This is a genomic window from Bacteroides sp. AF20-13LB (genome assembly GCF_003603065.1).
Taxonomy (GTDB): domain Bacteria; phylum Bacteroidota; class Bacteroidia; order Bacteroidales; family Bacteroidaceae; genus Bacteroides; species Bacteroides uniformis.
This window is the reverse complement of the sequence record NZ_QTMH01000007.1, coordinates 56,846-80,581: the sequence shown is the minus strand read 5'-3', so window position 1 is coordinate 80,581 and position 23,736 is coordinate 56,846. Positions and strand designations below refer to the sequence as shown.

Genomic DNA, 23,736 nt, shown 5'->3' with positions numbered 1-23,736 from the left:
ATGATGAATAAATTAGTGATTGTTATATTCGGCGCTTCGGGTGACTTGACGAAGCGCAAACTGATGCCGGCGCTCTATACTTTATATAGTGGCGGGCGGTTGCCGGAAGGATTCTCCATTCTGGGGATAGGACGCACCGAGTATACGGATGCCCGTTACCAAGAATATATAATGAGTGAATTGAGTAAGTTCGTAGCTTCCAGAGAGCAGGTGGAAGATAAAATGAGGGATTTTTGCAGCCATCTGCATTACCAGACATTGGATCCCGCCGAGGTTGAAGGCTATCATCTGCTGGACGGACGTTTACAAGAGTTTACCGGTGAGCAGAAACCGGACAACCTGCTGTTCTATCTGGCTACTCCACCTTCCTTGTACGGTGTCATTCCCTTGCACTTGAAGGCGGCCGGTCTGAACCGTCCTGATACGCGTATCATCGTTGAAAAGCCGTTCGGTTACGATTTGGAGTCAGCCAGAAAGCTGAATAGCATTTATGCTTCCGTTTTCAAGGAGCATCAGATTTACCGCATCGACCATTTTCTGGGTAAGGAAACGGCGCAGAACATTCTCGCCTTCCGTTTTGCCAACGGAATCTTCGAACCGCTATGGAACCGTAATTATATAGACTATGTGGAGATTACAGCCGTAGAGAATCTGGGTATCGAAGGACGTGGCGGATTCTATGAAGGTGCCGGAGCCTTGCGCGATATGGTACAAAACCACCTCATACAGCTTGTGGCGCTCACTGCATTGGAACCGCCTGCCGTTTTCAATGCCGATAATTTCCGCAACGAGGTGGTGAAGGTCTATGAGTCATTGGCCCCCTTGACAGAGGAGGATTTGGAGGAACACATTGTCCGCGGACAATATACGGCTTCGGGCTCGAAAGCCGGGTATAGGGAAGAGAAGAACGTGGCACCTGATTCGCGTACCGAAACGTATATTGCCATGAAAATCGGTATTAACAACTGGCGGTGGAAGGGTGTTCCTTTCTATATCCGTACCGGCAAACAAATGCCGACAAAGGTGACTGAGATTGTTGTACATTTCCGTGAGACGCCCCATCAGATGTTTCGTTGCGAGGGTGGACATTGTCCCCGCGCGAATAAGCTGATTCTCCGCCTGCAACCCAATGAAGGCATTGTGCTGAAATTCGGCATGAAGACTCCCGGACCGGGATTTGACGTGAAGCAGGTGATGATGGACTTCAGTTATGACCAGTTGGGCGGGTTGCCTACCGGCGATGCCTATGCCCGTCTGATAGAGGATTGCATACAAGGTGACCCTACACTCTTTACCCGCAGCGACGCGGTAGAGGCTTCATGGCGCTTTTTCGATCCCGTGTTGCGTTATTGGAAAGAGCATACGGATGCTCCTTTATATGGGTATCCCGTAGGTACGTGGGGACCTTTGGAAAGTGAAGCGATGATGCACGAACATGGTGCTGAGTGGACCAATCCGTGTAAGAATTTGACTAATACAGATGAATATTGCGAGTTATGAAAAGTTATGTTTACCATTCGGCTACAGCTACGGCACATGCGTTGATTGAACATTTGATTGCGATGATGGAGCGTGAGCCGGAAAAGACCTTTTATTTTGCATTCAGTGGGGGAAGTACTCCTTCGCTGATGTTCGACATTTGGGCCAACGAGTACAAGGAGGTGACTCCTTGGATGCGGATGCGGATTTATTGGGTGGATGAACGGTGTGTGCCGGCAGAGGATTATGAGAGCAATTATGGTACCATGCGCCGTTTGCTGTTGGATGAAGTAGGCATGCCCGATGAATACGTTTATCCTATTTATGGAGTGAACCGCCCGGAGATTGAAGCAAAGAACTATTCGACGCTGGTTTGCCGCACGGTTCCGCTTTGGGGTGGCTTCCCGGCCTTCGATGTCGTTTTGCTCGGTGCTGGAGACGACGGGCATACCTCCTCTATCTTTCCGGGGCAGGAATATCTGCTTTCTTCCTTTCATCCTTATGAGGTGAGTGTCAATCCCTATAATGGACAGAAACGCATAGCCATGACCGGCTGCCTTTTGTTTGCTGCGAAGAATCTTATTTTCTTTATTACCGGCAAGAATAAGGCGGATGTGGTCCGCGATATTCTTGATTCCGGGGATACCGGTCCGGCAGCTTATGTGGCCCACCATGCCGAGCGTGTGGAATTGTTCCTCGATGCTCAGGCCAATGGCGGGAAAATGTCTACTTAGATGTACCGCTCTCCAGAATGCTTACGATGGAGAATAATGTAAAGCAGATGCCTCCCAAACCTGCCAGTACGCGTGCAGGGACAAAATAGGCATTGTGCAGGCTTGCCATCTCAAACAGAAAGGCGGAGAGAAACAGACAAGCCAGGGCCGTGAAGACCGGAATCAGCGGGATGCGGTTGGCCAGCTTGAAAGTGTTCCGCCAGATGGCGGCAAGCAGGATGACTTTGCTGGAAATGCTGTAGCATACCAGTCCCAGGCCTATCATAATATATCCTGTGGAGGAGAGTGCCGGATTGCTGTTGGCCAAGACCAGAAGTCCCCAGAGAATGCTGATGCTGCCCATTATCAAAACAAGGGCCGGCCACCGTTTCCGTTCAGCCTTTGTATAGTTGTTGCGTATCTGGCGGACGATGGTTGCAACCAGCGCCACCAAGCTGGAACAGATACAAGCAAGTCCTGCCATGACATGGCCTGCTACATAATATGCATTGTGCTCGCTGCTTTTTGACAATAGCCAGAAGGCCCATATCCATGCCATTACTGCCATAAGGGTGGCAACTGCTATCAGGATATATCCCTGGGAGGAATTGAATGCATCGGCAGGTTGTAGCTGGTCGATACGTTCCGAGTTGGCGGGAATGAGGGTGAAGCGGGTGGAGGCTGTGGCTGTGGTAGCTACACAAGCTGTGATGAAACCGACTCCGCAAATCACGTGTCCTGCCACGAAATTGCTTGCCGTGGCAGCTTCGTGCATATAATTCCAACCATAAATTACTGTGAGTACGGCTGCCAGGTAACCAATAACCGGAAGTACGTATCTGGCTATCGGATTGTAGGTATGAATAATTTGTCTAATGATTGTTGCCGCTGTGGCGAACAAGGCAATGCAAATCATCCCTAAGGAAAATACTACCGGACCGGCCACAAATTTTGCCGAGTCCAGTCCTTCGTGGAGCACAAAGGCTCCGTAGCCGAAACAGAAAAGGGCCATCAACAAGGGTATAGCCCTGAAAAGAATACTGATACCGTAATTCATAACTGTTGTTTTTAGAGTTTCCCCTTCAAACAGCGTTTCTGTGGCTTTGTTCCTCCTTTTAAGATTTATTTGTGATGAGAAGTGTTTCCCTGTCCGTATTTAGGGAGCCAGCCTCTCCTTTTTCCAGCTGCCATCCGCTTGTTGGGAATAGAGGAAACGGTCGTGTAGCCTGCTTTCCCGTCCTTGCCAGAATTCAAAACGGAAAGGGGTGACGGCAAAACCTCCCCAGTTGTCGGGACGTTTGATACTTTGCCCTATCCATGTTGCCGCTTCGCGGACGAACGCGCGCATTATCTCCATACGGCTGCCGATGACGTGACTTTGGGGTGAAATCCTCGCCCCGATTTTACTTTTGTAAGGCCTGCTTGCAAAATAGGCGTCAGAATCGGCAGGAGCGCATCTTTCAGCTTTTCCTTCAATGTGTATTTGCCTTTCCAGTTTGTGCCATACGAAAGATAAGGATATATACGTATTTGCAGTCAGTTGCCGGCCTTTCCTGCTTTCGTAGTTGGTGAAGAAGATGAAACGGCCATTTTCCACCCCTTTCAGCAACACTGTGCGTGTAGAAGGATGCCCGTCTGTCGAGACTGTAGCTACCGTCATGGCGGTGGGCTCGTACTCATCACTATGGATAGCATCGTTCAGCCAATGGTCGAATTGCTCAAAGGGATTGTCGTTGAGGTTACCCGGTGTCAGCCTGCCTTTCTTATATTCTCTTCTGATGTCAAAGAGTTGTGATTTCATTATCGTGTGGTTTTATCAGGAGTGATATATTGTTTTTCTATGTAACAGTCTGAGAGGGCTGAATGTTTTTGTTTTTCTGCGGAAAGAAAAATATGGAAGAAGGAAATGGCTGTGTTGATACTTAAAAAAATGGGGGTGTGTCAAAATTCACCACAGATTACACGGATTAACACAGAATGAGCTTAATCTACTGATAATCAAAGATGCTTATCTGTGCAAATCTGTGTAATCTGTGGTGAATACCAGTTTCGACACACCCTCGGATATTGGAGATTACCTTATGGAGACAAGTGGAAAGTGGACACTGGCATGTCTGCTATTGTAATTTAAACATTACGGGAACTGTGAATTTACAACGGACCGGTTTGCCTCGTTGCTCACCGGGTTTCCATTTGGGCATGGTGGAAATCACACGGATAGCTTCTTTGTCCAGATAGGGATCTACGCCTCTTACTACTTTTACATCTACGATGCTGCCGTCTTTGTTGACAACGAATTGTACTATTACGCGCCCCTGGGTTCCGGTCTCTTGTGCAATAGTCGGGTATTTTATACTCTTACCCAGATATTGCATCAGACTCATGCCATTATAAGAAAACTCGGGATTCTTCTCTACAACTTCAAAAATCTCATCCTCTACCGGAATCTCTTCATCTACGGTTGGAGATATGGGTTTGATGATTACAGCTTCACCGATTTCTTCGGAAGAGGCAATGGCTGTTTCTTTCACATTGTCATTATCATCCACAATTGTCAATACCTCGGCAATTGCAGGAGCTTGAGGGGGTGGCGGAGCTACTAATTCGGGTTGCTCCGTGATAGGAATTTCAATTTCCTGCTCAAATACGTTCTCGGTAATAGCACCGCTCATGTCAATCCTAACATCACGCTTCGACCATTCAAATGCAACGAACATGAAGACCAGCACAATTACATAACCTACAAGTAGCCAACTTGACTTCTTGTTTTCCAGGCTTGCTTTGGATGTTTTCTTGATTTCCATAATTTACAAGATTATTACCGTATAATGGTTGTCGCGAAACTAACATTATACAGATGTGATTAGTAAAATCATAAAACATGCGTGCCCACTTGTTTCTGTATTAAAGATAAGAAAATGAATGTTATGTTGGTGTTTGATATGTAGTTATATATAGTTTTTTAAATTTGCTTTGATAATTTTTCTGCTTGTGGATTAAATAGTGTTGATATGTAAAAAGCACTTCCAGCGTTCGCTTACGGAGGAAGTGCTTCACACAAAAACTAAACTAGACTTAACTAAACTATTCTATTGGGGGAGTTTCACAACTCCTATCTGTTCGGTGCAAAGATAAAAAAACATATTTTAATATGCAAAAGGATTCTATAATAAATCGACGTTTTTTCCGATTTTATCGACGGATTAGTCGATTTTTTTAGCTTCTTTGGTCTAAAAATTCTTGAAAAGCTTGTTTATAGCTGTCACTTATCGGGATGTAATTCTTTCCGAACACGATGCGGCCACGGTCTATAATACGTATTTTATTCTTCTGAACAATGTAGGAACGGTGGACGCGCATGAAACGCGAGGCAGGCAGAAGTTCCTCCATTGCCTTCATGCTCATGAGAGACAGGATAGGCTTGGGAGAATCCTCCTCGTAGATTTTGAGATAGTCTTTTAGCCCCTCTATGTACAGAATTTTACTCAATTCGATTTGCACCAGCTTATACTCGCTCTTTACGAAGATGCTCTGAATCTCTTCCTTGGACTGTTGCAGCAATTCGAACCATTGCACAGCCTTGTTGGCAGCCTGCAGAAAGTCGACGTAGGAGATGGGTTTCAGCAGGTAGTCCAGCGCATTGACTTTGTAGCCGTCTATGGCATACTGGTCGAAGGCGGTGGTAAAGACAATGCGGGTGCCGGAATCGACCATCTTCGAAAATTCCAGTCCGTTCAGTTCGGGCATCTGGATGTCGAGGAAAAGCAGGTCGATGTGCTTCTCGGGCAACTCCTTGATGGCTTGTACGGCACTGGAGTATTTACCGACCAACTCTAGAAACGGGGTCTTGTTGACGTAGCTTTCCAGCAACCCCAGGGCGAGGGGCTCGTCGTCTACAATGGCGCACTTCAGATTCATATCTTTATAATTAAAATAGATTTATACTCTTTCATGTCCTCACTCACTCCTTGCTGCCAGTCGTAATGGCCGGGATAGGTCAGCTCCAGACGCTTGCGCACTTGTTCCAACCCGATGCCGCTTCCACTCTTGTCTGCCACGCTTTTGGGATGATAGCTGTTGGTTATTTCGCAATGTATCTCTCCGGGGCTTTCACTGAAGTGGATACGGATAAAGCTGGGCTCGGTGGGGGAGATGCCATGCTTGAAGGCATTCTCTATGAGGGAAATAAAGATGAGCGGAGCTATTTCCGTACGGCTGTCCGGTCGGACGTCTATCTTTGTTTCCACACGGACGTTGGCGGAGAGGCGGATGCGCATTAGTTCGATGTAGTTGCGGATGAAGTCCATCTCCTTGTCCAGGGTGACGAAGTTCTGCTGATTGTCATACAGCACATGGCGCAGCAGTCGGCTCAGTTCCTGCACGGCAGTCTGTGCCTTGTCGGCATCGAAGGCGATGAGGGCGTAGATGTTGTTCAGCGTATTGAGCAGGAAGTGCGGGTTGAGCTGGTTGCGCAGGTTCTTCAACTCGGATTCCGTGCGGCTTTTCTCGGCTTCGCGGCGGGCGGCGTCCATCTGCGCCCAGCGGCGGCTCAGCTTGATGGCAGCGCTGAGGCCGGCGGTGAGAATCATGGTCGAGACGTCGCGCAAGATGAATATCCATTTGGGAGGCCCCATGTACTGACCGTCATCATCGCCGCGCATATGGTTTTGGAATGTGTATTCTTGCCAAAGGTGGGCGCCGGTGGTAATGCAGATGATGAGCAGTGTGTTCAGCAGGAGATACTGCCGGATGCGTCCCTCGAACAAGTAGCAGGGAATGAGGAGGCAGTAGTTGATGTAGAATACAAGGAAGAATGAGAGGGTACTGCTGCTACCGTGGCGCAGATAGTCCGCAAGGCTGATATTGAAGCCGCTGCGTGTCATCATCAGAAAGGGGAAACCGATGACGATACCCCAGACAATGATGTGTATCAGAGTTTCGATGCCGCGGCGGCGTGGGTTAGGGAGCTGTTGTTTCATCATGATACAAAGATAGGAATTTTAGATGAATATTGTTAATATCCGCCGCCTGCGAAGCAAATCTCTGTTCGCAGGTTGCGGATAAGCGTTTCCAGGTTGCGGATATGTATCCCAAGCTTGCGGATGTCTATCCCAAGGCTTGGGATAGAGATTATCCTTGGTTTCGCATAACTTTTTTCCCTATTGCCGGAATTTTTTTTCCTAATACTTAAGAACTATTTGGCTAACTTCCGGCAAGGGAGAAAAGGTTATTCGTAGCGTATGGCCTCTATCGGGTCGAGGTCCGCAGCTTTCTTGGCGGGATACCAACCGAAGAACACTCCGGTGATGGTACATACGGCGAAGGAGAGGAATACACTCCACGGCTGGATGAAGATGGGCCAGTGGGCAACGCCCTTCACTATCAAGCTGGCTCCGCATCCGATGATGACACCGATAATGCCTCCGGTGATGCTGATAAGGATGGCTTCGATGAGGAACTGGCTCAAGATGTCGACACCGCGGGCGCCTACACTCATGCGCAGGCCGATTTCGCGCGTGCGTTCCGTCACCGATACGTACATGATGTTCATAATGCCGATGCCGCCCACTACGAGCGAAATGCCGGCTATGCAGGCAAGCAGCGTGGTCATCAGGTCGGTGGTGGAATTCAGCATGGTGCTGAGTTCCTGCTGGCTGCGAATGGTGAAGTCGTCGTCGTCACTCTCCTTCAGCTTGTGGTTGCGGCGCAGTATCTCGGTGATTTCGTTGGTGGCATTGTCCGTCATGTCCTCGGTGAGGGCGGAGGCGAAGATGCCGCTAAGGTAGGTCTGTGCCAGCAGGCGTTTCATCACGGTGCTGTAAGGGGCAAGCACTACGTCGTCCTGGTCCATGCCCATGGAGTTGTAGCCTTTGGACTTCAGCACGCCCACCACGCGGAAGGGCACTTGGTTGAAGCGGATGATACGTCCCACAGGGTCCTCTCCTCCGGGAAAGAGGTTGTCTTGGATGGTCTTTCCGATGACGCACACCTTGGCAGAGGTCTGTATGTCGGCTTCGGTAAACATCTCGCCGTTCTCCACGCTGAGCTGCCGGATTTCGAGATAGTCCGTGCCCACGCCGCTCACGGAGGAGGGGTAGTTGTTGTTGCCCGCGATGAGCTGCCCGCTGGAGGAGACATTGGGGCTGACGGCAGCCAGAAAGTTGGTTTCGTTTCGCAGGGCTTCGTAGTCGGTCAGCTTCAAGGTCTGCATGGCGCTGGGGTCTTGGCGGACACCGCCGCGCATGTCGGCACCGGGGTGAATCATAATCATGTTGGAGCCCATCTCGGAGATTTGCGCCTGGATGCTTTTCTTCGAACCTTGTCCGATGGCAAGCATCGTGATGACGGACGCCACGCCGATGATGATGCCCAGCATGGTGAGGAATGCGCGCAGCTTGTTGTTGTTCAAGGCTCGCAAGGCTATTTTGAAAAGGTTTGTTCCGTTCATATCGTTTTAATGGAAAGTTTAAAATTAATCCCTAATCCTTAATCCTTAATCCCTTATCCCTCATTCCTCCTCCTGCTTAGGCAATGCTGCCAGGGCTTCGGCTGCATTCTGGATTTGGGTGTTGATGGTATCGTCCTTGATTTGTCCGTCGCGCAGCACGATGTTGCGGCTGCTGTACTGGGCTATTTCGGGGTTGTGGGTGACGAAGATGATGGTGCGTCCTTCGGCATGCAGCTTTTGGAACAGTACCAGAATCTCGAAAGAAGTACGGGTGTCCAGGTTACCCGTAGCTTCGTCTGCCAGGATAACGGCGGGATTGTTCACCAAGGCGCGGGCGATGGCTACGCGTTGCATCTGACCGCCGGACATCTGATTGGACTTATGTTCCAGTCGGTCGCCCAGCCCCACGGCTTGCAGGGCTTCGATGGCACGTCTCCGCCTTTCGGAAGCCGAGACGGAGGAGTTATACATCAGCGGTAGCTCCACATTTTCCACGGCAGTGGTTTTGGGCAGCAGGTTGTAACTCTGGAATACGAAGCCGATTTTACGGTTGCGTAGTACGGCGCGTTGAGGCTTGCTCATGGTGCGTACGGAGATACCGTCCAGCAGGTATTCGCCGCTGGTGGGCGTGTCCAGGCAGCCGAGGGTATTCAGCAAAGTCGACTTTCCGGAGCCCGATGTACCCATGATGGTGACAAACTCGCCTTCACGGATGGTGAACGAGACGCCGCGCAGGGCATGCACGGTTTCGTCCCCCACCTGGAAGTTGCGTTTGATATTTTGAAGTTCAATGACTGCTTTATTCATAATTCTTTTTTTGTATTATTTTCCGCTCTTCTTCTTACTTCCCGGAGGGCCAGGCATGAACGGACTCTTCTCACCTCCGGGAGCTTCCTGGCTCATGTCCGGAGCGCTGCTGCCGGGCATGCTGCCGATGGTGGCTTCGGTCACCACTACGGTACCTTCGTTAATGCCGCTGATAATTTCCGTGTTGACTCCGTTGGAGATACCTATCTTCACCGGATGGGCGGTAAAGGTGTTGCCTTCGCGGGTCCAGAGTTTATGTTCCCCTTCGCAATCCTTCACGATATCATTGTCGCCGATAAGCGGTTTTTCGGGGTTGAAGCGCAGGGCACGGGCAGGAGCGCACAGTACGTCTTTGCGGTCGAGGGTGAAGATGGTGACGTTGGCTGTCAGGCGTGGTTTCAGTTTCAGGTCCGGGTTGTGGGCGGAGATGACTACTTCGTAGGTCACAACCGTGCTGGTGCTGGTGCTCGACGTGCTGCTTGAGCTGGCATCTCCCAGACGAATTTGTGTGACCACTCCTTCGAACACGTCATTCGGGTAGGCGTCTACGGTAAACGTGGCGCGCTGTCCCTCTTCCACACCGCCTATGTCTGCTTCGTCCACGTCGGCCACAACCTGCATCTGCGTCAGGTCGGCAGCGATGGTGAACAGTGTCGGTGTCTCGAAGCCGGAAGCCACGGTCTGTCCTGCTTCCACGTCGCGGCTGATGACCACACCGTCGATGGGAGAGGTGATGGTGGCGTAGGAGAGGTTGCGTTCAGCCTTTGCCAGTGATGCCTGGCTGCTTTCGTAGTTGCTCTTGGCCTTCTCGTAGTTATAGACGGACTGCTCATAGTCCGTGGCGGCGATGAGCTGCTTTTCGTTCAGCGTCTTGTTGCGCTCGTAGAGTTTTTTCTGGTACTCGTATTCGGCCTTTGCACCGTTGTAGGCGGCGCGTTGCGAAGCGAGTTCGCTTTGCAGTGTCACGCGGTCCATCTCGGCAATGAGCTGGCCTTTGGTTACTACGGAATTGTAGTCTACATGAATCTTGTCGATGATACCGCTCACCTGGGTACCCACTTCCACTTCTGTCACCGGTTCGATGGTTCCCGTGGCGGTTACGGATTCGGAAATCTCACCTTTATGGATGGTTGCTGTGGCGTAGGTCACCTTGTGCTTGGCCTTGGCACCACCGAAGAGCCATACGCCGCCGCCCACTATGATTACGGCAGCTACGGCAATGAGGATGATTCTTTTTTTGTTCATATATATAAGGTATTATAATTCGATTTTTTCTCCTTGATAAAACTTCAGTAGCTGCATATTCAGTATGGCCATGTATTTGGCTTGCAGTGTCTCCTGCTGTGCGCTGAGCAGATTGCTTTTCTCAGTCAGCAGTTCTACGGTATTCTTCATGCCCAGGTTGAACTGCTCTTGAATCAGTTCATAGCTGGTCTGCGTACTTTTCAGTTTCTCTGTGGCGGCGGCGTAGCGCTGCTGGGCGCTGTTGGCATCGAGCCAGAGGGTTTCGATGGTCTTGTACAGCGTTTTTTGGTCGTCCAGCAGGTCCAGTTCGCTGGTCTGCTTCTGAATCTTGGCTTTCTCTACGGCACTCTTGGTCTGCCGGTTGCTGAAGATAGGCACGCTTACGGTGAAGCCCAGCGAGTTGTTCCAGTTCTGTTTGACTTGCTCGCTGAAGGTGAAGTCATTGCCGTTGGCATGGCTGGTTCCGATGCCGGCGCTGAGGCTCAGCGTAGGCAGATAGCCAGCGCGGGCAATTTTGATGTCGAGGTCGGATGTCTGTATATTCAGTTTGCCGGCTTCTATTTCCGGACGGAGCACGAGGGCAGAACGGTAAACGTCCGTTTTGGTGGGCAGGGGTGCCAGTACGTTTTCCGTGCCGAGTGTGGGGATGTAGAGGTTCATCTCGGATTCGCCGTCCAGTTCCAGGAGTTGTTTCAGTTGTAGTTTGTAGTCTTGCAGGGTGGCTTGTGCGGTCACCAGTTGGTACTTGTCGGTGCTTACCTGCGCTTCCAGTTGTGCCAGGTCGCTTTTGGCTATGCTTCCTGCTTCGAGAAGCTGGCGGGCGCGTTCGCATTCGGCCTGGCTCACTTCCAGGGTCGATTCGTTCACTTTCACGGCTTCGGCGGCGTAGAGTATCTGTACGTAGGTTTGTGCGATACTTTCTTCGATGCTGTTCTCGCTCTGTGCTACGCTAAGTTCGGCAATGCGGTTGTTCAGTTGCTGTTGTTTGATGGTGTTGAGGCGTTTCCCGCCGTTGTAGAGGGTCCAGTTGGCATCGATGCCGTAGCTGCCGTTATAGGAAGTCTTGCTCTGGCTGCTGGTGATGTTGTCGCCGTCGATGATGGTGTTTGTCTCGCTCTTCGGGCGATTCACGACACGCTGGCTCACACTGGCCGAAAGGCTGGGGAAGAGAGCGGCTCGGGCGGTCTTTACATCTACCTGGGCACTTTCCGCGTTGAGGCGGTTCTTGCGGATGGTGATGTTTTGCTGCAAGGCATAGTCGATGCACGCTTGCAAGTCCCATTGGGCGGGCAGGCTGTCGGCTGGCTGCTCGGAACTGCCGGGTATCTGCGTGGAAGTGCCGTTTTGGGCGGCCACTCCCATGCAGCTTGCCATACATAGCGCTATCACTGTCAATCTTTTTACGTTCGTCATATCTTCGTTATTCTATGGTTTTACATTTGCAAATGTAGTGGGGTGGAGAAAGGATTGCAAAAGTGATAGACGTTGAGTGAATTTTCCTCGCCTAAAATCTTTTTTGTACCGATGAATGGGAGAAGTCTTTTTTCTGTTCAACTTTTCACCTTTTTATTTGTTCTTTATATAAAAGTATTTTATATTTGTAATCATTATAATTTTATCGGCATGAAACAGACTGCGGTAAACATTTGGCGTTTTTATTTGGAAGGTTTTCGAAGTATGACGTTAGGGCGTACTTTGTGGCTTATCATTCTTGTGAAGTTGTTCATCATGTTTTTCATTCTCCGCCTTTTCTTCTTCCCACGGTTTCTGAATACCCCCGTGGTGGGCGATGACAAGGAAGGCTATGTCAGTAATGAGCTTATCCATCGGAGTCTGGGCGACTAAACACGGAGACACAGAGTTTATTTCCTTGCCCTTATAAATTCTCCGTGTCTCTCTGTTCTTACCCGATAACTTAAAAACTTAATAACTCATAACTTATAACTCATAACTTGATTCTTATGCTTGGACACATTGACACTTCCCTGATTGACTGGTCGAGAGCCCAATTTGCCTTGACCGCCATCTATCACTGGATTTTTGTGCCGCTGACACTTGGACTGGCGGTAATTATGGGTATCATGGAGACAGCGTACTACCGTACGGGTGACGAATTTTGGAAACGTACTGCCAAATTCTGGATGAAGATTTTCGGTATCAACTTTGCTATTGGTGTAGCAACCGGTATTATTCTGGAATTTGAATTCGGTACGAATTGGAGTAATTACAGTTGGTTTGTGGGCGACATCTTCGGTGCGCCGCTTGCCATCGAGGGTATTTTGGCTTTCTTTATGGAAGCAACGTTTATCGCCGTCATGTTCTTCGGCTGGGATAAGGTGAGCAAGCGTTTCCACCTGGCATCTACTTGGCTCACGGGGCTGGGCGCCACGATTTCTGCCTGGTGGATTCTGGTTGCCAATGCGTGGATGCAGAATCCCGTAGGTATGGAGTTCAATCCCGATACGGCACGCAACGAGATGGTGGACTTCTGGGCTGTGGCAACTTCGCCGATGGCTGTCAATAAGTTCTTCCATAGCGTGCTGTCCGGCTGGGTGCTGGCTGCCGTGTTTGTAGTAGGCGTAAGCTGCTGGTATCTGTGGAAGAAGCGCGAGAAGAAATTTGCGCTGGCAAGTGTAAAGATTGCCGCATGGGTAGGTCTGTGTGCCGCTGTGCTCTCTGCCTGGACGGGTGATGGCTCGGGCTATCAGGTGGCGCAAAAGCAGCCGATGAAGCTGGCTGCTATGGAAGGCTATTATGAAGGGCGGCAAGGTGCCGGATTGGTAGCGTTCGGGCTGCTGAATCCTGCCAAGCAGACACCGCAGGACGGAGTAGACCCATTCCTTTTCCGTGTGGAAATTCCGAAGATGCTGTCGCTGCTTGCCGAGCGCAAGATGGATGCTTTTGTTCCCGGCATCAATGACCTGCTGAAAGGTGGATATCCGTTGAGCGATGGTACCGTAGCGCTTTCGGCAGAGGAGAAAATAGAAAAAGGAAAAACGGCTATCGGTGCGTTTGCCGCCTATCGTGCAGCCAAGGCTGCGGGCAATGAGGCAGATGCAGAGGTGGCTGCCAAAGTGTTGAAAGATAATGTAGCCTATTTCGGTTACGGTTATATCAAGGACGTGAACGAGCTGGTGCCCAATGTGTCCCTTACGTTCTACATGTTCCGTGTGATGGTGATGTTGGGTGGATACTTCATCCTCTTCTTTATTGTGGTGCTGTTCCTGGCCTATAAGAAAGACTTGTCGCGGATGCCATGGATGCATTGGGTGGCTATGCTCACCATTCCGCTGGGCTATCTGGCTGGACAAGCCGGATGGGTGGTTGCCGAGTGTGGTCGTCAGCCGTGGGCCATCCAAGATATGCTGCCCACGAGTGCCGCCATCTCTAAGCTGGATGTAGGCTCCGTGCAGACCACGTTCTTTATTTTCCTGGTACTTTTCACTGTCATGCTGATTGCTGAGGTGGGAATTATGCTGAAGGCTATTCGCAAAGGTCCTGAAACCGAAACGCACACACCGTCACATAACTCATAACTTATAACTCATAACTCACAATGAATGCTTATATATTTCTTCAACACTATTGGTGGTTTGTAGTCTCCTTGCTGGGAGCACTACTGGTATTCCTGCTGTTCGTGCAGGGAGGTAATTCGCTTCTGTTCTGTCTGGGGAAGACGGAGGAGCAGAAGAAGATGATGATTAATTCTACGGGACGGAAGTGGGAGTTCACGTTTACAACGCTTGTCACGTTTGGAGGCGCGTTCTTTGCTTCGTTTCCGTTGTTCTATAGTACCAGTTTCGGAGGAGCTTATTGGTTGTGGATGATTATTCTGTTCAGCTTTGTGTTGCAGGCTGTCAGCTACGAGTTTCAGTCGAAGGCGGGAAATCTGCTGGGCAAGACAACGTATCGCACGTTCCTGGTGATAAACGGAGTGGTAGGTCCGGTATTGCTGGGTGGGGCAGTGGCCACGTTCTTCACGGGGTCTAACTTCTATATCAATAAAGGGAATATCGCAGATGCGGCAATGCCGGTTATCAGTCAATGGGCTAACGGCTGGCATGGGTTGGATGCGCTGCTTAATCCGTGGAATGTGGTGCTGGGGCTGGCTGTGTTCTTTCTGGCACGTATCTTGGGAGCGCTTTATTTTATTAATAATATCAATGAGGATGATTTGGTGAAACGCTGCCGCCGGGCACTCTGGGGAAATACGGCGTTGTTCCTGGTATTCTTCCTGGCCTTCGTCATCCGTACGCTGCTTGCCGACGGCTATGCTGTACGCCCGGAAACGGGAGAGGTGTTCATGGAACCTTACAAGTATCTGACGAACTTCCTGCAGATGCCGGTAGTGCTGCTTGTATTCCTGGTTGGTGTGGTGGCTGTGCTTTGGGGCATTATCCGCACGCTGTGGAAGCCGGCATTCGACAAGGGTATCTGGTTTGCCGGTGCAGGGACGGTGCTTACGGTATTGGCACTGCTGCTTGTGGCAGGCTATAACAATACGGCCTATTATCCTTCTACCCACGACCTGCAAAGCTCACTCACGTTGGCAAACAGTTGCTCGAGCCAGTTCACACTGAAGGTTATGGCTTATGTCTCTATCCTTGTTCCTTTCGTTCTTGCCTACATCTTCTACGCTTGGCGCAGTATCGACAATCGCAAGATTGATGCGAAGGAGATGGAAGAGGGAGGACACGCGTATTAATTAAAAATTAAGAATTAAAAATTAAAGGAGGATGTGTCATCTGTGTGCTATTAACTGTTTTGATACATCCTCTTCTTATTCTTTTGTCCGCTTCTCATTTAGCTGGAATTTGGGTACCAGTTTCATCAATCGTAGAATCTGTCCTTGCCTTTTCTTTATGTAAGGGGAGGGGTGTGCTGAGTCGAAGCGTATGGGGTTGGGCAATGTTGCCGCTATTAGTGCGCACTGTCCGGCAGAGAGCTTGGCTGCTGTAGTCTTGAACTTGTATTTGGCGGCAGCTTGTGCGCCATAGATGCCTTTTCCCATTTCGATGGAGTTGAGATAGACCTCCATGATACGTTCTTTGGACCAGAAGAATTCTATCAGTACGGTGAAGTAGACTTCCAGTCCTTTACGTACCCAGGAAGACTGGGGCCATAGGAATACATTCTTTGCCGTCTGCTGGCTGATGGTGCTTGCGCCCCGTTTCCGTTTTCTTGTTTCATTCTCCTTTATCGCTTTCTGTATCTCGATGAAATCGAATCCGTTGTGTGTGGCAAACCGGTTGTCTTCCGAGGCAATGACGGCCATAGGCAGGTGAGGGGATATCTTGTCGGAAGATACCCAAGTGTGGTGCCAGCATGGACTTTCACCCTTAAAGACCTGTTGCACGCTGCGAATAACCATCAGTGGCGTGATGTAGACGGGTACAAAACGATAAGCCACTACCGCTAGGATAGTGGAAATAAAGAAGAATAATATGATGTTGCGGAGGAACCGCAAAGGCTTCGGGAGTTTCATGGAGAGAGTGCCAATGTGATTAATGTGTTAATGTGCCAATATGCATATTGGCACATTAACACATTAATCACTTTACCATATTAATTAGCTGCCTCCGCATTCTTAATCATCTGTTCGCTGGCATACATATATACCTCTACGCGTCGGTTCTGGTCGGCAGACAGACTTTCGTCGTATTCGTTGTATCCCACGCCTTCCACTTTCTTGAACTGGGCCGGAGATACGCCGCAATCCTGCAAATAGTTCTCTACGGCATAGGCGCGGTTCTTGGAAACTTTCATGTTGGCTTCGTAAGTACCCACTTTGTCGGTATGGCCGATGATGGCGATATCGGTTGTCGGGTCTTCCTTCAGAATCTGTGCGAGTTCGCGCAGGGAAGCCTTTGCCTCGTTGCTCAGTGCTGCGGAGTTGAAGCCGAAAAGAATACCTGCCGCAAAGGATACTTTGACAGCCGGCAAGCCGTTTGCATCCGTCACCTGCTCCACTTGGGCGCCTTCAATCTTGGCAGCTTCGGCAGCCTTCTTGTCCATCTTGTGTCCGATGGCAACGCCGGCACCCGTACCTACTGCAGCACCTACCGCAGCTCCAATGGCTGCCCCCTTGCCTTTACCTATCAGTCCGCCGATAATGGCACCTGCTGCTGCACCGGAGCCACCGCCGATTATTCCACCTTTGGCCTTGTTGTTCATTGTGCCGCAACTGCCCAGCAGCAATGCGCCGCACAAAAGTAATACTGTAAATTTCATCTTCTTCATAACTCTTTTTCTTTAAAAGTTGACTTTATCTTTAATGTTGCAAATTTATGTATATAATAACCATATTCTTCTTTCTAAAGTTCGCCAGTTCTGTCCTTTTTTAGAGAATTTTCCTTTTGATGAGGACGAACCAGGCTGTCAGTATAAGACCTTTGGCAACGGTCGTTCCACTTACTGCCCACCAGATGGCATCCACTCCCATACCCATGTGCACCAGCAATAACGCCACCGGAATACGCATGTAATTGCATCCGATGCTGACAATGGCAGGCGGCACTGTCCGTCCCAGTCCGTAGAACACGCCCTGCATGGTAATTTCCATCATCATGAACATTTGCGAATAGCCGTCGATGCGGAGGAAATCTCCACCCACACGGTAGGCTTCGGCCTCGGGTACGAAGATAGAGAACACCTCGCTGCCGAAGAAGATGAACAGTAGTGAGCAGAGGCTTCCGAATACGCCCGTCATCCACATGGTGGTGCGCCATGCTTGCTTCACGCGCGACTTCTGCCCCGCGGCATAGTTCTGGGCGATGAACGTGCTCAGCCCCGTGGAGAATCCTTGCGAAGTATTCCAGGTGATGGCCTCGATTTGTCCACCGGTGGTGAATGCCATCAGTCCGATGTGTCCTCCCTGCTCCGAGGCGGTGCGCGAGAGGAACATATTGACGAAGGCAAATAGCGTGTTCAGCGTAGCCACGGGCAGCCCGAGCTTGAAGATGCGCCGGGTGTACTTCTTTTTCAGCGGAACGATAAAGGAGAAACCTCCGAGCACGGCGCTTTTCCCCCGGAGTTTGTAGACGAAGATGCCGAATACTGTAGCTTCGGAAAGCCATGTGGCAAGTGCCGCGCCCACTGTTCCCCAACCGAAGCCGAAGATGAACAGAGGGTCGAGGACGATGTTCATTATCAGTCCCGTCCCGCTGATGTAGAACGGAATCTTGCTTCGTCCTGCCGCGTTGTAGATGCCCGTAAAGGCAGCGGAGAGAAAGATGAAAGGCAGTCCCGTCGACACGATGCGCAGATAAGTCACGGCGGCGTCCGTGATATGCTGTTTCAGCTCGAAGATGTTCAGGATGGGGCGGGCGAAAAGGAAGAGCAGGCCTCCCCAGCAGACGGAGATGAGCAGGGCAATCGTAATGTTGTGCGAGGCAAAGCTGCGTGCGTCCTCTTCGCTGCGTGCACCGATGGACTGGCCTACGCTGACTTCGGCGCCCACTTTATTGAGCAAGGCGATGGAGCCGGACATCCACGTCAGTATGCCTACCGCACCTACTGCAGCCATGGACTCACTGCCCAGACGCCCTACCCATGCCATGTCCGTCAGGCTGTAGGCCATCTGGATGAACGAGGTGGCCATGATGGGCATTGCCAGCGTGAAAAGCTGGCGGTTGATGGGGCCTTGTGTCAGATTCTTTGTTCCTTGCACGTTGACGGGTTTTTAGGTAAACAATGTGTTGCTCATCCCCTTTTCCGCTTTCTGCGGAGACGGTGGCGGCGTTTCTGCTTGTACTTTCGTATCTTGGCATATACCAGCCAGATGAAGAGCAGACCGAAAACGGCGAAGATGAGCAGCACGATGCCTGTGTTGAGATTGTCACCTTTCACGCGGCTCCACATCTCGAGCACTAGTTCCGTGCGGTCGCCGAAGTCGCGTATCATGGCGCAGCGTTCCACTACTCGGCGGTCAGGATATTGTACCGGGTCTATCTGCAGGCTGTCGGCTCCGGGCAGGGGGCCGAAGAAGTAGCTGAGGTCGGAGTGCACGTCGAGCGTGGTATCGGTCTTGGCCTCCATGATTTCCGGTGTGGCTACGGCGCTGACGTAGCCGATGGCATCCATGTTGCGCAGTGCCACGGAAGGCTGGCAGAGGTAGTTGATGAAATAGCTTGCCGCCTTCACGTTGCGGGCGTAGCGGGGGATTACCCAGCCGTCGTACCAGATGTTGCTGCCTTCGCAGGGGACGGTGTAGTCCAGTTCCACACCCACGGCATCGGCCTCCTCGATGGCCCAGACGGCGTCGCCGCTCCAGGTGAAGTTAATCCACGCCTTGTTCTTGGTCATCATTTCCTTGCCGAAGTCGGCTTCCCAGCCGGCGATGTTGGGTTTCATCTCCTTGAGGCGTTGCTCGGCCAGGGCGATGGCCTGCGGGGAGTTGTCGTTCATCAGTTGCTCTACGGTGACGGTGCTGTCGGCCAGCTCCCGGGCGTGGGCGTAGATGATGGCGGTACCGTAGGCATCGCGGTAGCTGTCCTTCATCAGTATTTTGCCGCGGTTTTTGGAGTCCCAGAGGATGTCCCATGTGCCGGCCTCTTCGGCGGTAATAAACTTTTTGTTGAAGAGGATACCAGCGGTGCCCCACATGTAGGGCACGGCATAGTCCTCGGTCTGGCGTTCCGGTTGCGAGGTCTTGTTCAGCTCGTGGCGAATGTAGGGCGACACGTTGGGGATGTAGTCCGGCGTGTGGCCGAAGTTGCGGTCGATGGGTAGCAGGAGGTCTTTGCGAAGCATGCGTTCGATGATGTACTCCGAGGGGCATACGACGTCGAAGTCCTCGTGCCCGCGCTCAATTTTGGTGAGCATGATTTCGTTGATATCGAACACCTGGTAGATGATACGGAGGTCTTCGCCCGTCTGCTGCTTGTACCAGTCGGGAAATTCGGCAAGCACATCTTCATCGATGTAGTCCGCCCAGTTGTATATCTTCAGTACACGGCTGCGCTCTTCTGTGGAGTTTCCACAAGAAGAGAGGGATGCGATACAGCACAGTAGAATCAGTATGTTTATTATCCTTTTCATCATCTTGTTCTTGACAATTGATAACTTATAACTCATCACTCACATCAATCGTTTTTCGTCCGTTCGGCCCGCTTGTTGATTACAATCAGCAGCACCAGCACCGTCACGAAGATGATGGTGGAGAGTGGCCGCAGTTCCGGCGTCAGTCCACCTTTGCGCGCATCGGCGTAGATGTAGGTGGAGAGCGTTTCCAGCCCTTGGTTGCCGATGGTGAAGATGGTCACGGCAAAGTCGTCGATGGAGAGCGTGAAAGCAAGGATGAATCCGCTTATCATACCCGGAAATATCTCCGGAAGAATAACCTTGCGCAGTGCTTGGAACGGTGTGGCGCCCAGGTCGAGTGCCGCCTCGTAGACATTCTGGTTCATCTTTTTGAGCCGGGGCATTACGCTGAGCACCACGTAGGGCGTGCAGAAAGTGATGTGTGCCAGTACCACTGTGGTGAATCCTTGCGATATGCCGAAGCTGACGAACAGCAGGAACAGCGACACACCGGTGATAATGTCTGCATTCATCATCGGGATGGCATTGGCGAAGTTCATTACCTGCCGTGTGCGCGAGCGCAGATTGAAGATGCCGATGGCTGCAATGCTGCCCAGCGCCGTACTGGCGGTGGCGGCAAGCAGGGCAATGGCGAATGTGTTCCAGATGGCATTCATCAGCGAGTGGTGCATCCCGCCCGTAAACAAGGAGCTGTACAGCTTGGTGGAGAATCCCGTCCAGTTGCCCAGCACCTTTGCCTCCGTGAAGGAGAATATCATAATAATTAAGATGGGCGAGTAGAGCAACGCCAGCAGCAGCCACAAGTAGCCGCGGGTTAAGATTCGTGTCATCATATCACACCTCCGCTTTCATTCGATGCCCCGTCCTCCTCGTTGGTAAAGAGGATGGTGATGCCTATCAGCAGCAGCATGATGAGCGAGAGGGCGGCACCGTAGTTCCACATTCCGTTGTAAATATTCTCTTGCACCGTGGTGCCGAACAGTTTGATGTTGTTCATTGTCAGCAACTCGGCAATGGCAAAGGTAGAAACCGTAGGCATAAACACCATCACTATGCCGCTCATCACTCCCGGCATGGAGAGCGGCAGAATCACCTTGCCGAATACGCGGGTAGGAGAGGCTCCCAAGTCCTGCGCAGCCTCAATCAGATTGTGGTCCATCTTCTGAAGGGTGTTGTAAATGGGGTATATCATGAACGGCAGGAAGTTGTAGACCATACCGAACACAAGGGCACCTTCGCCCAGCGGCAGGTTCAGGAAGTCGAACAGCGCCACTGTGGCAAGCGTACGTATCAAGATATTCACCCACATGGGGAGGATGAACAGCACCACCATGGTGCGTGAGGTGTTGAATTGCTTCTGGCTCAGGATATACGCTGCCGGATAGCCCAGCAGCAGGCAGACCAGCGTGGTGATAACGGCTATTCCGATGGAGTAGACAAACGTGTTCATCGCTTCGGGGTGCATCATGAACTTGCGGAAGTTGGCCAGCGTAAACGCCCCTCCGTCGTCCGTAAAGGCATAGAGCACGATGAGCAGCAGCGGTACTATGACAAATACAAGCAGAAACAGCGCGTAGGGTACCGTCCAGTTGCGCCGGCGCATGAAGAAATGGGATAACTTATTGAGCACTTCCTTCCTTATTAAGAGATTGAACAATCCGTATATTTTGAGGGGCGATGGTGATACCTACGCGGTCGCCGTCGTCCCACACGTCGTTGGTGTCGACAAAGATGTCTTCGTCCCAGTCCGTAAACACGGTCAGGTGGTAATGGTTCCCTTTGTAGAGGATGAATTTCACTTCACCCGTCAGACGGCCGTCCTCTTCGTTGTCTTCGAGGATGACGTGCTGGAAGTCTACTTCCACTTGCACGGCGCTGCCCGGCTCGATGCCCTGCACGGGGAGGCACTCGAAGTTACAGCCCAGGAAGTCTACGTGCGTCTCGTCCACCAGCTTTCCCTCGAAGGTGTTGCAGGTGCGTTCCTTCTTCATCACGTGGATGTCGAAGGGTTTCACCAGCAGGCCGACTTCGCGTCCTGCCTCGAAGGCATGGTAGTCCTGCACCATCAGCTCGTAGCCTTCGCGCGTCTGCACCAGCATTTCGTAGTGTACGCCTTTGAAGATGCAGCTGGTTACGGTCCCCGTCAGCTGTGCGGCGTCGGATACATCGAAGATGTAGATGTCTTCGGGGCGAATCACTACGTCTACCTGCATCTGCTCGCCAAATCCCGTGTCCACGCATTCAAATTCGTGTCCGCAGAAGGTGACGGCTTTATCCTTTATCATAACTCCGTTCAAGATGTTGCTTTCACCAATGAAGTCTGCTACGAAGGAGTTGATGGGTTCGTTGTAGATGTCCGTCGGCACGCCTATTTGCTGGATGCGTCCTTCGCTCATCACGACGATGGTATCGCTCAAGGTCAGTGCCTCTTCCTGGTCGTGGGTCACATATACGAAGGTGATGCCCAGCTTCTGGTGCATCTCCTTTAGCTCCATCTGCATGTCCTTGCGCATTTTTAGGTCCAGGGCGGCAAGGGGTTCGTCCAGTAGCAGCACTTCGGGTTCGTTGACGATGGCTCGGGCAATGGCTACGCGCTGTTGCTGCCCGCCGGAGAGGGAGTCTACGTCGCGGTCCTCATAGTCCGTCATGCCCACCATGCGCAGGGCTTGCTTTACCTTCTTCTCGATGGTGGCACCGGGCAGCTTCTTCAGCTTCAACCCGAAAGCAATGTTGTTGAACACGTTGAGGTGGGGGAAGAGGGCGTACTTCTGGAACACGGTGTTCACCGGACGCTTGTGCGGCGGTGTCTGCGTGATGTCCTTTCCGGCAATGGTTATCACTCCTTCCGAGGCTGTCTGAAAGCCTGCAATGAGGCGCAACAGAGTTGTCTTTCCGCAGCCGGACGGTCCCAGTATTGTTACAAACTCGCCCTTACGGACAGACAAATTCACATCATTCAGCACGGCCTTATCTCCGAAAAATTTCGATACGTGCTCCACACCGATGATGCAATCGGACTTTTGCATAAGCGTCTTTTACTTTATCCAAACGAATTAAACAAATCTCAGAAGAAAGCTGAAATAAAATCAAAACAGTTTCTCGGGCTTTCAAAAAGCGGGTGCAAAGTTACATAATTTATCGGGATTTTTCGCCTTACTCTAAAATTCATTATTCCTATGAAGTTAAAATAATAAGTAATACCTTTGTTGGCAGTATTGATATTAAAACTTAATAACATGATGGAAAAGAAGATTGTACTCATCACCGGAGCCTCCTCGGGAATAGGGGAAGGCTGCGCGCGTAAATTTGCCATGAACGGTTACCGGCTTATACTCAATGGCCGTAATGTGGAGAAACTGAATGCTGTAAAGAAAGAATTGTTGGAGAAATATGGAGCCGATGTGTATCTGCTTCCTTTCGATGTCCGCGACCGGCAGGCTGCCCGTGCCGCCCTCGAATCCCTTCCGGAGGAATGGAAGGCGGTAGACATACTGGTGAACAATGCCGGACTCGTCATTGGGGTGGACAAGGAACATGAAGGCAACCTGGATGAATGGGACATTGTCATCGACACTAACGTGAAAGCCTTGCTTGCCATGACCCGCCTCGTGGTTCCCGGTATGGTGGAGCGCGGCCGTGGTCACGTTATCAATATGGGGTCCATTGCCGGAGATTACGCTTATCCGGGAGGCAGTGTGTACTGTGCCTGCAAGGCTGCCGTCAAGGCACTTTCCGACGGACTCCGCATCGACCTGGTGGATACCCCGATACGCGTAACGAATATCAAGCCGGGGTTGGTGGAAACCAATTTCTCCGTCGTCCGTTTCCGTGGTAACCGGGAGGCGGCCGATAATGTATATAAAGGTATACGCCCGCTGACCGGCGACGATATAGCCGAAGTGGTCTATTTCGCCGCTGCCGTCCCCGAGCATATCCAGATTGCGGAAGTGCTGGTGATGCCTGCCAACCAAGCCACGGGGACAATTGTCAGCCGGAAATAGA

The 23,736-nt window shown here is 51.2% G+C and carries 22 protein-coding genes; 6 read left to right on the top strand and 16 right to left on the bottom strand.

The window, feature by feature from the left end; translation table 11 throughout:
• The first annotated feature begins 3 nt into the window (after positions 1-3).
• Entirely contained in the window at positions 4-1,500 is a 1,497-nt protein-coding gene (zwf, locus tag DWX62_RS09570; RefSeq protein ID WP_117589218.1) for a glucose-6-phosphate dehydrogenase, read from the top strand.
• Positions 1,497-2,213: a 6-phosphogluconolactonase gene (gene pgl, locus DWX62_RS09565; protein WP_005836269.1), complete on the top strand. Its 717-nt coding sequence runs from the start codon at positions 1,497-1,499 to the stop codon at positions 2,211-2,213. The genes zwf and pgl overlap by 4 nt, the downstream gene beginning before the upstream one ends.
• On the opposite strand, the gene DWX62_RS09560 is transcribed toward pgl, so the two are convergent.
• The 9 genes from DWX62_RS09560 to DWX62_RS09520 all read right to left on the bottom strand — a co-directional run bounded on the left by DWX62_RS09560 (position 2,206) and on the right by DWX62_RS09520 (position 12,105).
• Positions 2,206-3,249, bottom strand: a complete 1,044-nt coding sequence (locus DWX62_RS09560; protein WP_120172779.1) for a DUF2776 family protein — start codon at positions 3,247-3,249, stop codon at positions 2,206-2,208. The genes pgl and DWX62_RS09560 overlap by 8 nt on opposite strands.
• A 99-nt stretch (positions 3,250-3,348) precedes the next feature.
• Entirely contained in the window at positions 3,349-3,993 is a 645-nt protein-coding gene (gene pdxH, locus DWX62_RS09555; protein ID WP_120172778.1) for a pyridoxamine 5'-phosphate oxidase, read from the bottom strand.
• A gap of 316 nt (positions 3,994-4,309) precedes the next feature.
• A complete protein-coding gene (locus tag DWX62_RS09550) occupies positions 4,310-4,996 on the bottom strand; it encodes an energy transducer TonB (RefSeq protein WP_005828058.1) in 687 nt (228 codons plus the stop codon).
• 412 nt (positions 4,997-5,408) lie between these two features.
• The gene (locus DWX62_RS09545) at positions 5,409-6,110 is read right to left on the bottom strand and encodes a LytTR family DNA-binding domain-containing protein (protein WP_022401519.1); all 702 of its coding nucleotides are present in this window, start codon (positions 6,108-6,110) and stop codon (positions 5,409-5,411) included.
• Positions 6,107-7,174, bottom strand: a complete 1,068-nt coding sequence (locus DWX62_RS09540) for a sensor histidine kinase (protein ID WP_022401518.1) — start codon at positions 7,172-7,174, stop codon at positions 6,107-6,109. Before DWX62_RS09540 ends, DWX62_RS09545 begins: the two co-directional genes overlap by 4 nt.
• Positions 7,175-7,419: 245 nt before the next feature.
• Positions 7,420-8,640, bottom strand: coding sequence for an ABC transporter permease (locus DWX62_RS09535; protein ID WP_022401517.1), 1,221 nt, complete (start codon positions 8,638-8,640; stop codon positions 7,420-7,422).
• Between the two features lie 60 nt (positions 8,641-8,700).
• Positions 8,701-9,447 (bottom strand): ABC transporter ATP-binding protein, encoded by a 747-nt coding sequence (locus tag DWX62_RS09530; RefSeq protein WP_005828066.1) that lies wholly within the window; start codon positions 9,445-9,447, stop codon positions 8,701-8,703.
• A 15-nt stretch (positions 9,448-9,462) separates the two neighbouring features.
• The gene (locus DWX62_RS09525) at positions 9,463-10,692 is read right to left on the bottom strand and encodes an efflux RND transporter periplasmic adaptor subunit (RefSeq protein WP_117991489.1); all 1,230 of its coding nucleotides are present in this window, start codon (positions 10,690-10,692) and stop codon (positions 9,463-9,465) included.
• A gap of 12 nt (positions 10,693-10,704) precedes the next feature.
• Positions 10,705-12,105, bottom strand: a complete 1,401-nt coding sequence (locus DWX62_RS09520; protein WP_005836286.1) for a TolC family protein — start codon at positions 12,103-12,105, stop codon at positions 10,705-10,707.
• Between the two features lie 210 nt (positions 12,106-12,315).
• On the opposite strand from DWX62_RS09520, the gene DWX62_RS09515 reads away from it, so the two are divergent.
• The 3 genes from DWX62_RS09515 to DWX62_RS09505 all read left to right on the top strand — a co-directional run bounded on the left by DWX62_RS09515 (position 12,316) and on the right by DWX62_RS09505 (position 15,397).
• Positions 12,316-12,537 (top strand): DUF4492 domain-containing protein, encoded by a 222-nt coding sequence (locus DWX62_RS09515; protein WP_005836288.1) that lies wholly within the window; start codon positions 12,316-12,318, stop codon positions 12,535-12,537.
• 116 nt (positions 12,538-12,653) lie between these two features.
• A complete protein-coding gene (locus DWX62_RS09510) occupies positions 12,654-14,228 on the top strand; it encodes a cytochrome ubiquinol oxidase subunit I (protein WP_005828071.1) in 1,575 nt (524 codons plus the stop codon).
• A 20-nt stretch (positions 14,229-14,248) separates the two neighbouring features.
• Positions 14,249-15,397, top strand: coding sequence for a cytochrome d ubiquinol oxidase subunit II (locus DWX62_RS09505; protein ID WP_005828073.1), 1,149 nt, complete (start codon positions 14,249-14,251; stop codon positions 15,395-15,397).
• A gap of 75 nt (positions 15,398-15,472) precedes the next feature.
• On the opposite strand, the gene mtgA is transcribed toward DWX62_RS09505, so the two are convergent.
• From mtgA to potA, 7 genes are all read right to left on the bottom strand, one after another.
• On the bottom strand, positions 15,473-16,177 hold the full coding sequence (gene mtgA / locus DWX62_RS09500; RefSeq protein WP_005828075.1) for a monofunctional biosynthetic peptidoglycan transglycosylase: 705 nt from the start codon (positions 16,175-16,177) through the stop codon (positions 15,473-15,475).
• 80 nt (positions 16,178-16,257) lie between these two features.
• Positions 16,258-16,932, bottom strand: a complete 675-nt coding sequence (locus tag DWX62_RS09495) for an OmpA family protein (protein WP_005828077.1) — start codon at positions 16,930-16,932, stop codon at positions 16,258-16,260.
• Between the two features lie 100 nt (positions 16,933-17,032).
• Complete coding sequence (locus DWX62_RS09490; RefSeq protein ID WP_005828079.1) at positions 17,033-18,361, bottom strand: MATE family efflux transporter; 1,329 nt, start codon at positions 18,359-18,361, stop codon at positions 17,033-17,035.
• Positions 18,362-18,393: 32 nt separating this feature from the next.
• Positions 18,394-19,731, bottom strand: a complete 1,338-nt coding sequence (locus DWX62_RS09485) for an ABC transporter substrate-binding protein (RefSeq protein ID WP_171028991.1) — start codon at positions 19,729-19,731, stop codon at positions 18,394-18,396.
• A 44-nt stretch (positions 19,732-19,775) separates the two neighbouring features.
• On the bottom strand, positions 19,776-20,567 hold the full coding sequence (locus DWX62_RS09480; RefSeq protein WP_005828082.1) for an ABC transporter permease: 792 nt from the start codon (positions 20,565-20,567) through the stop codon (positions 19,776-19,778).
• Positions 20,564-21,337 carry an ABC transporter permease gene (locus DWX62_RS09475; RefSeq protein ID WP_005828083.1) on the bottom strand — a complete coding sequence of 258 codons (774 nt, stop codon included), beginning with the start codon at positions 21,335-21,337 and terminating at the stop codon, positions 20,564-20,566. Before DWX62_RS09475 ends, DWX62_RS09480 begins: the two co-directional genes overlap by 4 nt.
• 16 nt (positions 21,338-21,353) lie before the next feature.
• Complete coding sequence (gene potA / locus DWX62_RS09470) at positions 21,354-22,760, bottom strand: polyamine ABC transporter ATP-binding protein (RefSeq protein WP_005828085.1); 1,407 nt, start codon at positions 22,758-22,760, stop codon at positions 21,354-21,356.
• 213 nt (positions 22,761-22,973) lie between these two features.
• Between potA and DWX62_RS09465 the strand changes: the two genes are divergently transcribed.
• Positions 22,974-23,735 carry an SDR family oxidoreductase gene (locus tag DWX62_RS09465; protein ID WP_005836294.1) on the top strand — a complete coding sequence of 254 codons (762 nt, stop codon included), beginning with the start codon at positions 22,974-22,976 and terminating at the stop codon, positions 23,733-23,735.
• Position 23,736: the final 1 nt, after the last annotated feature.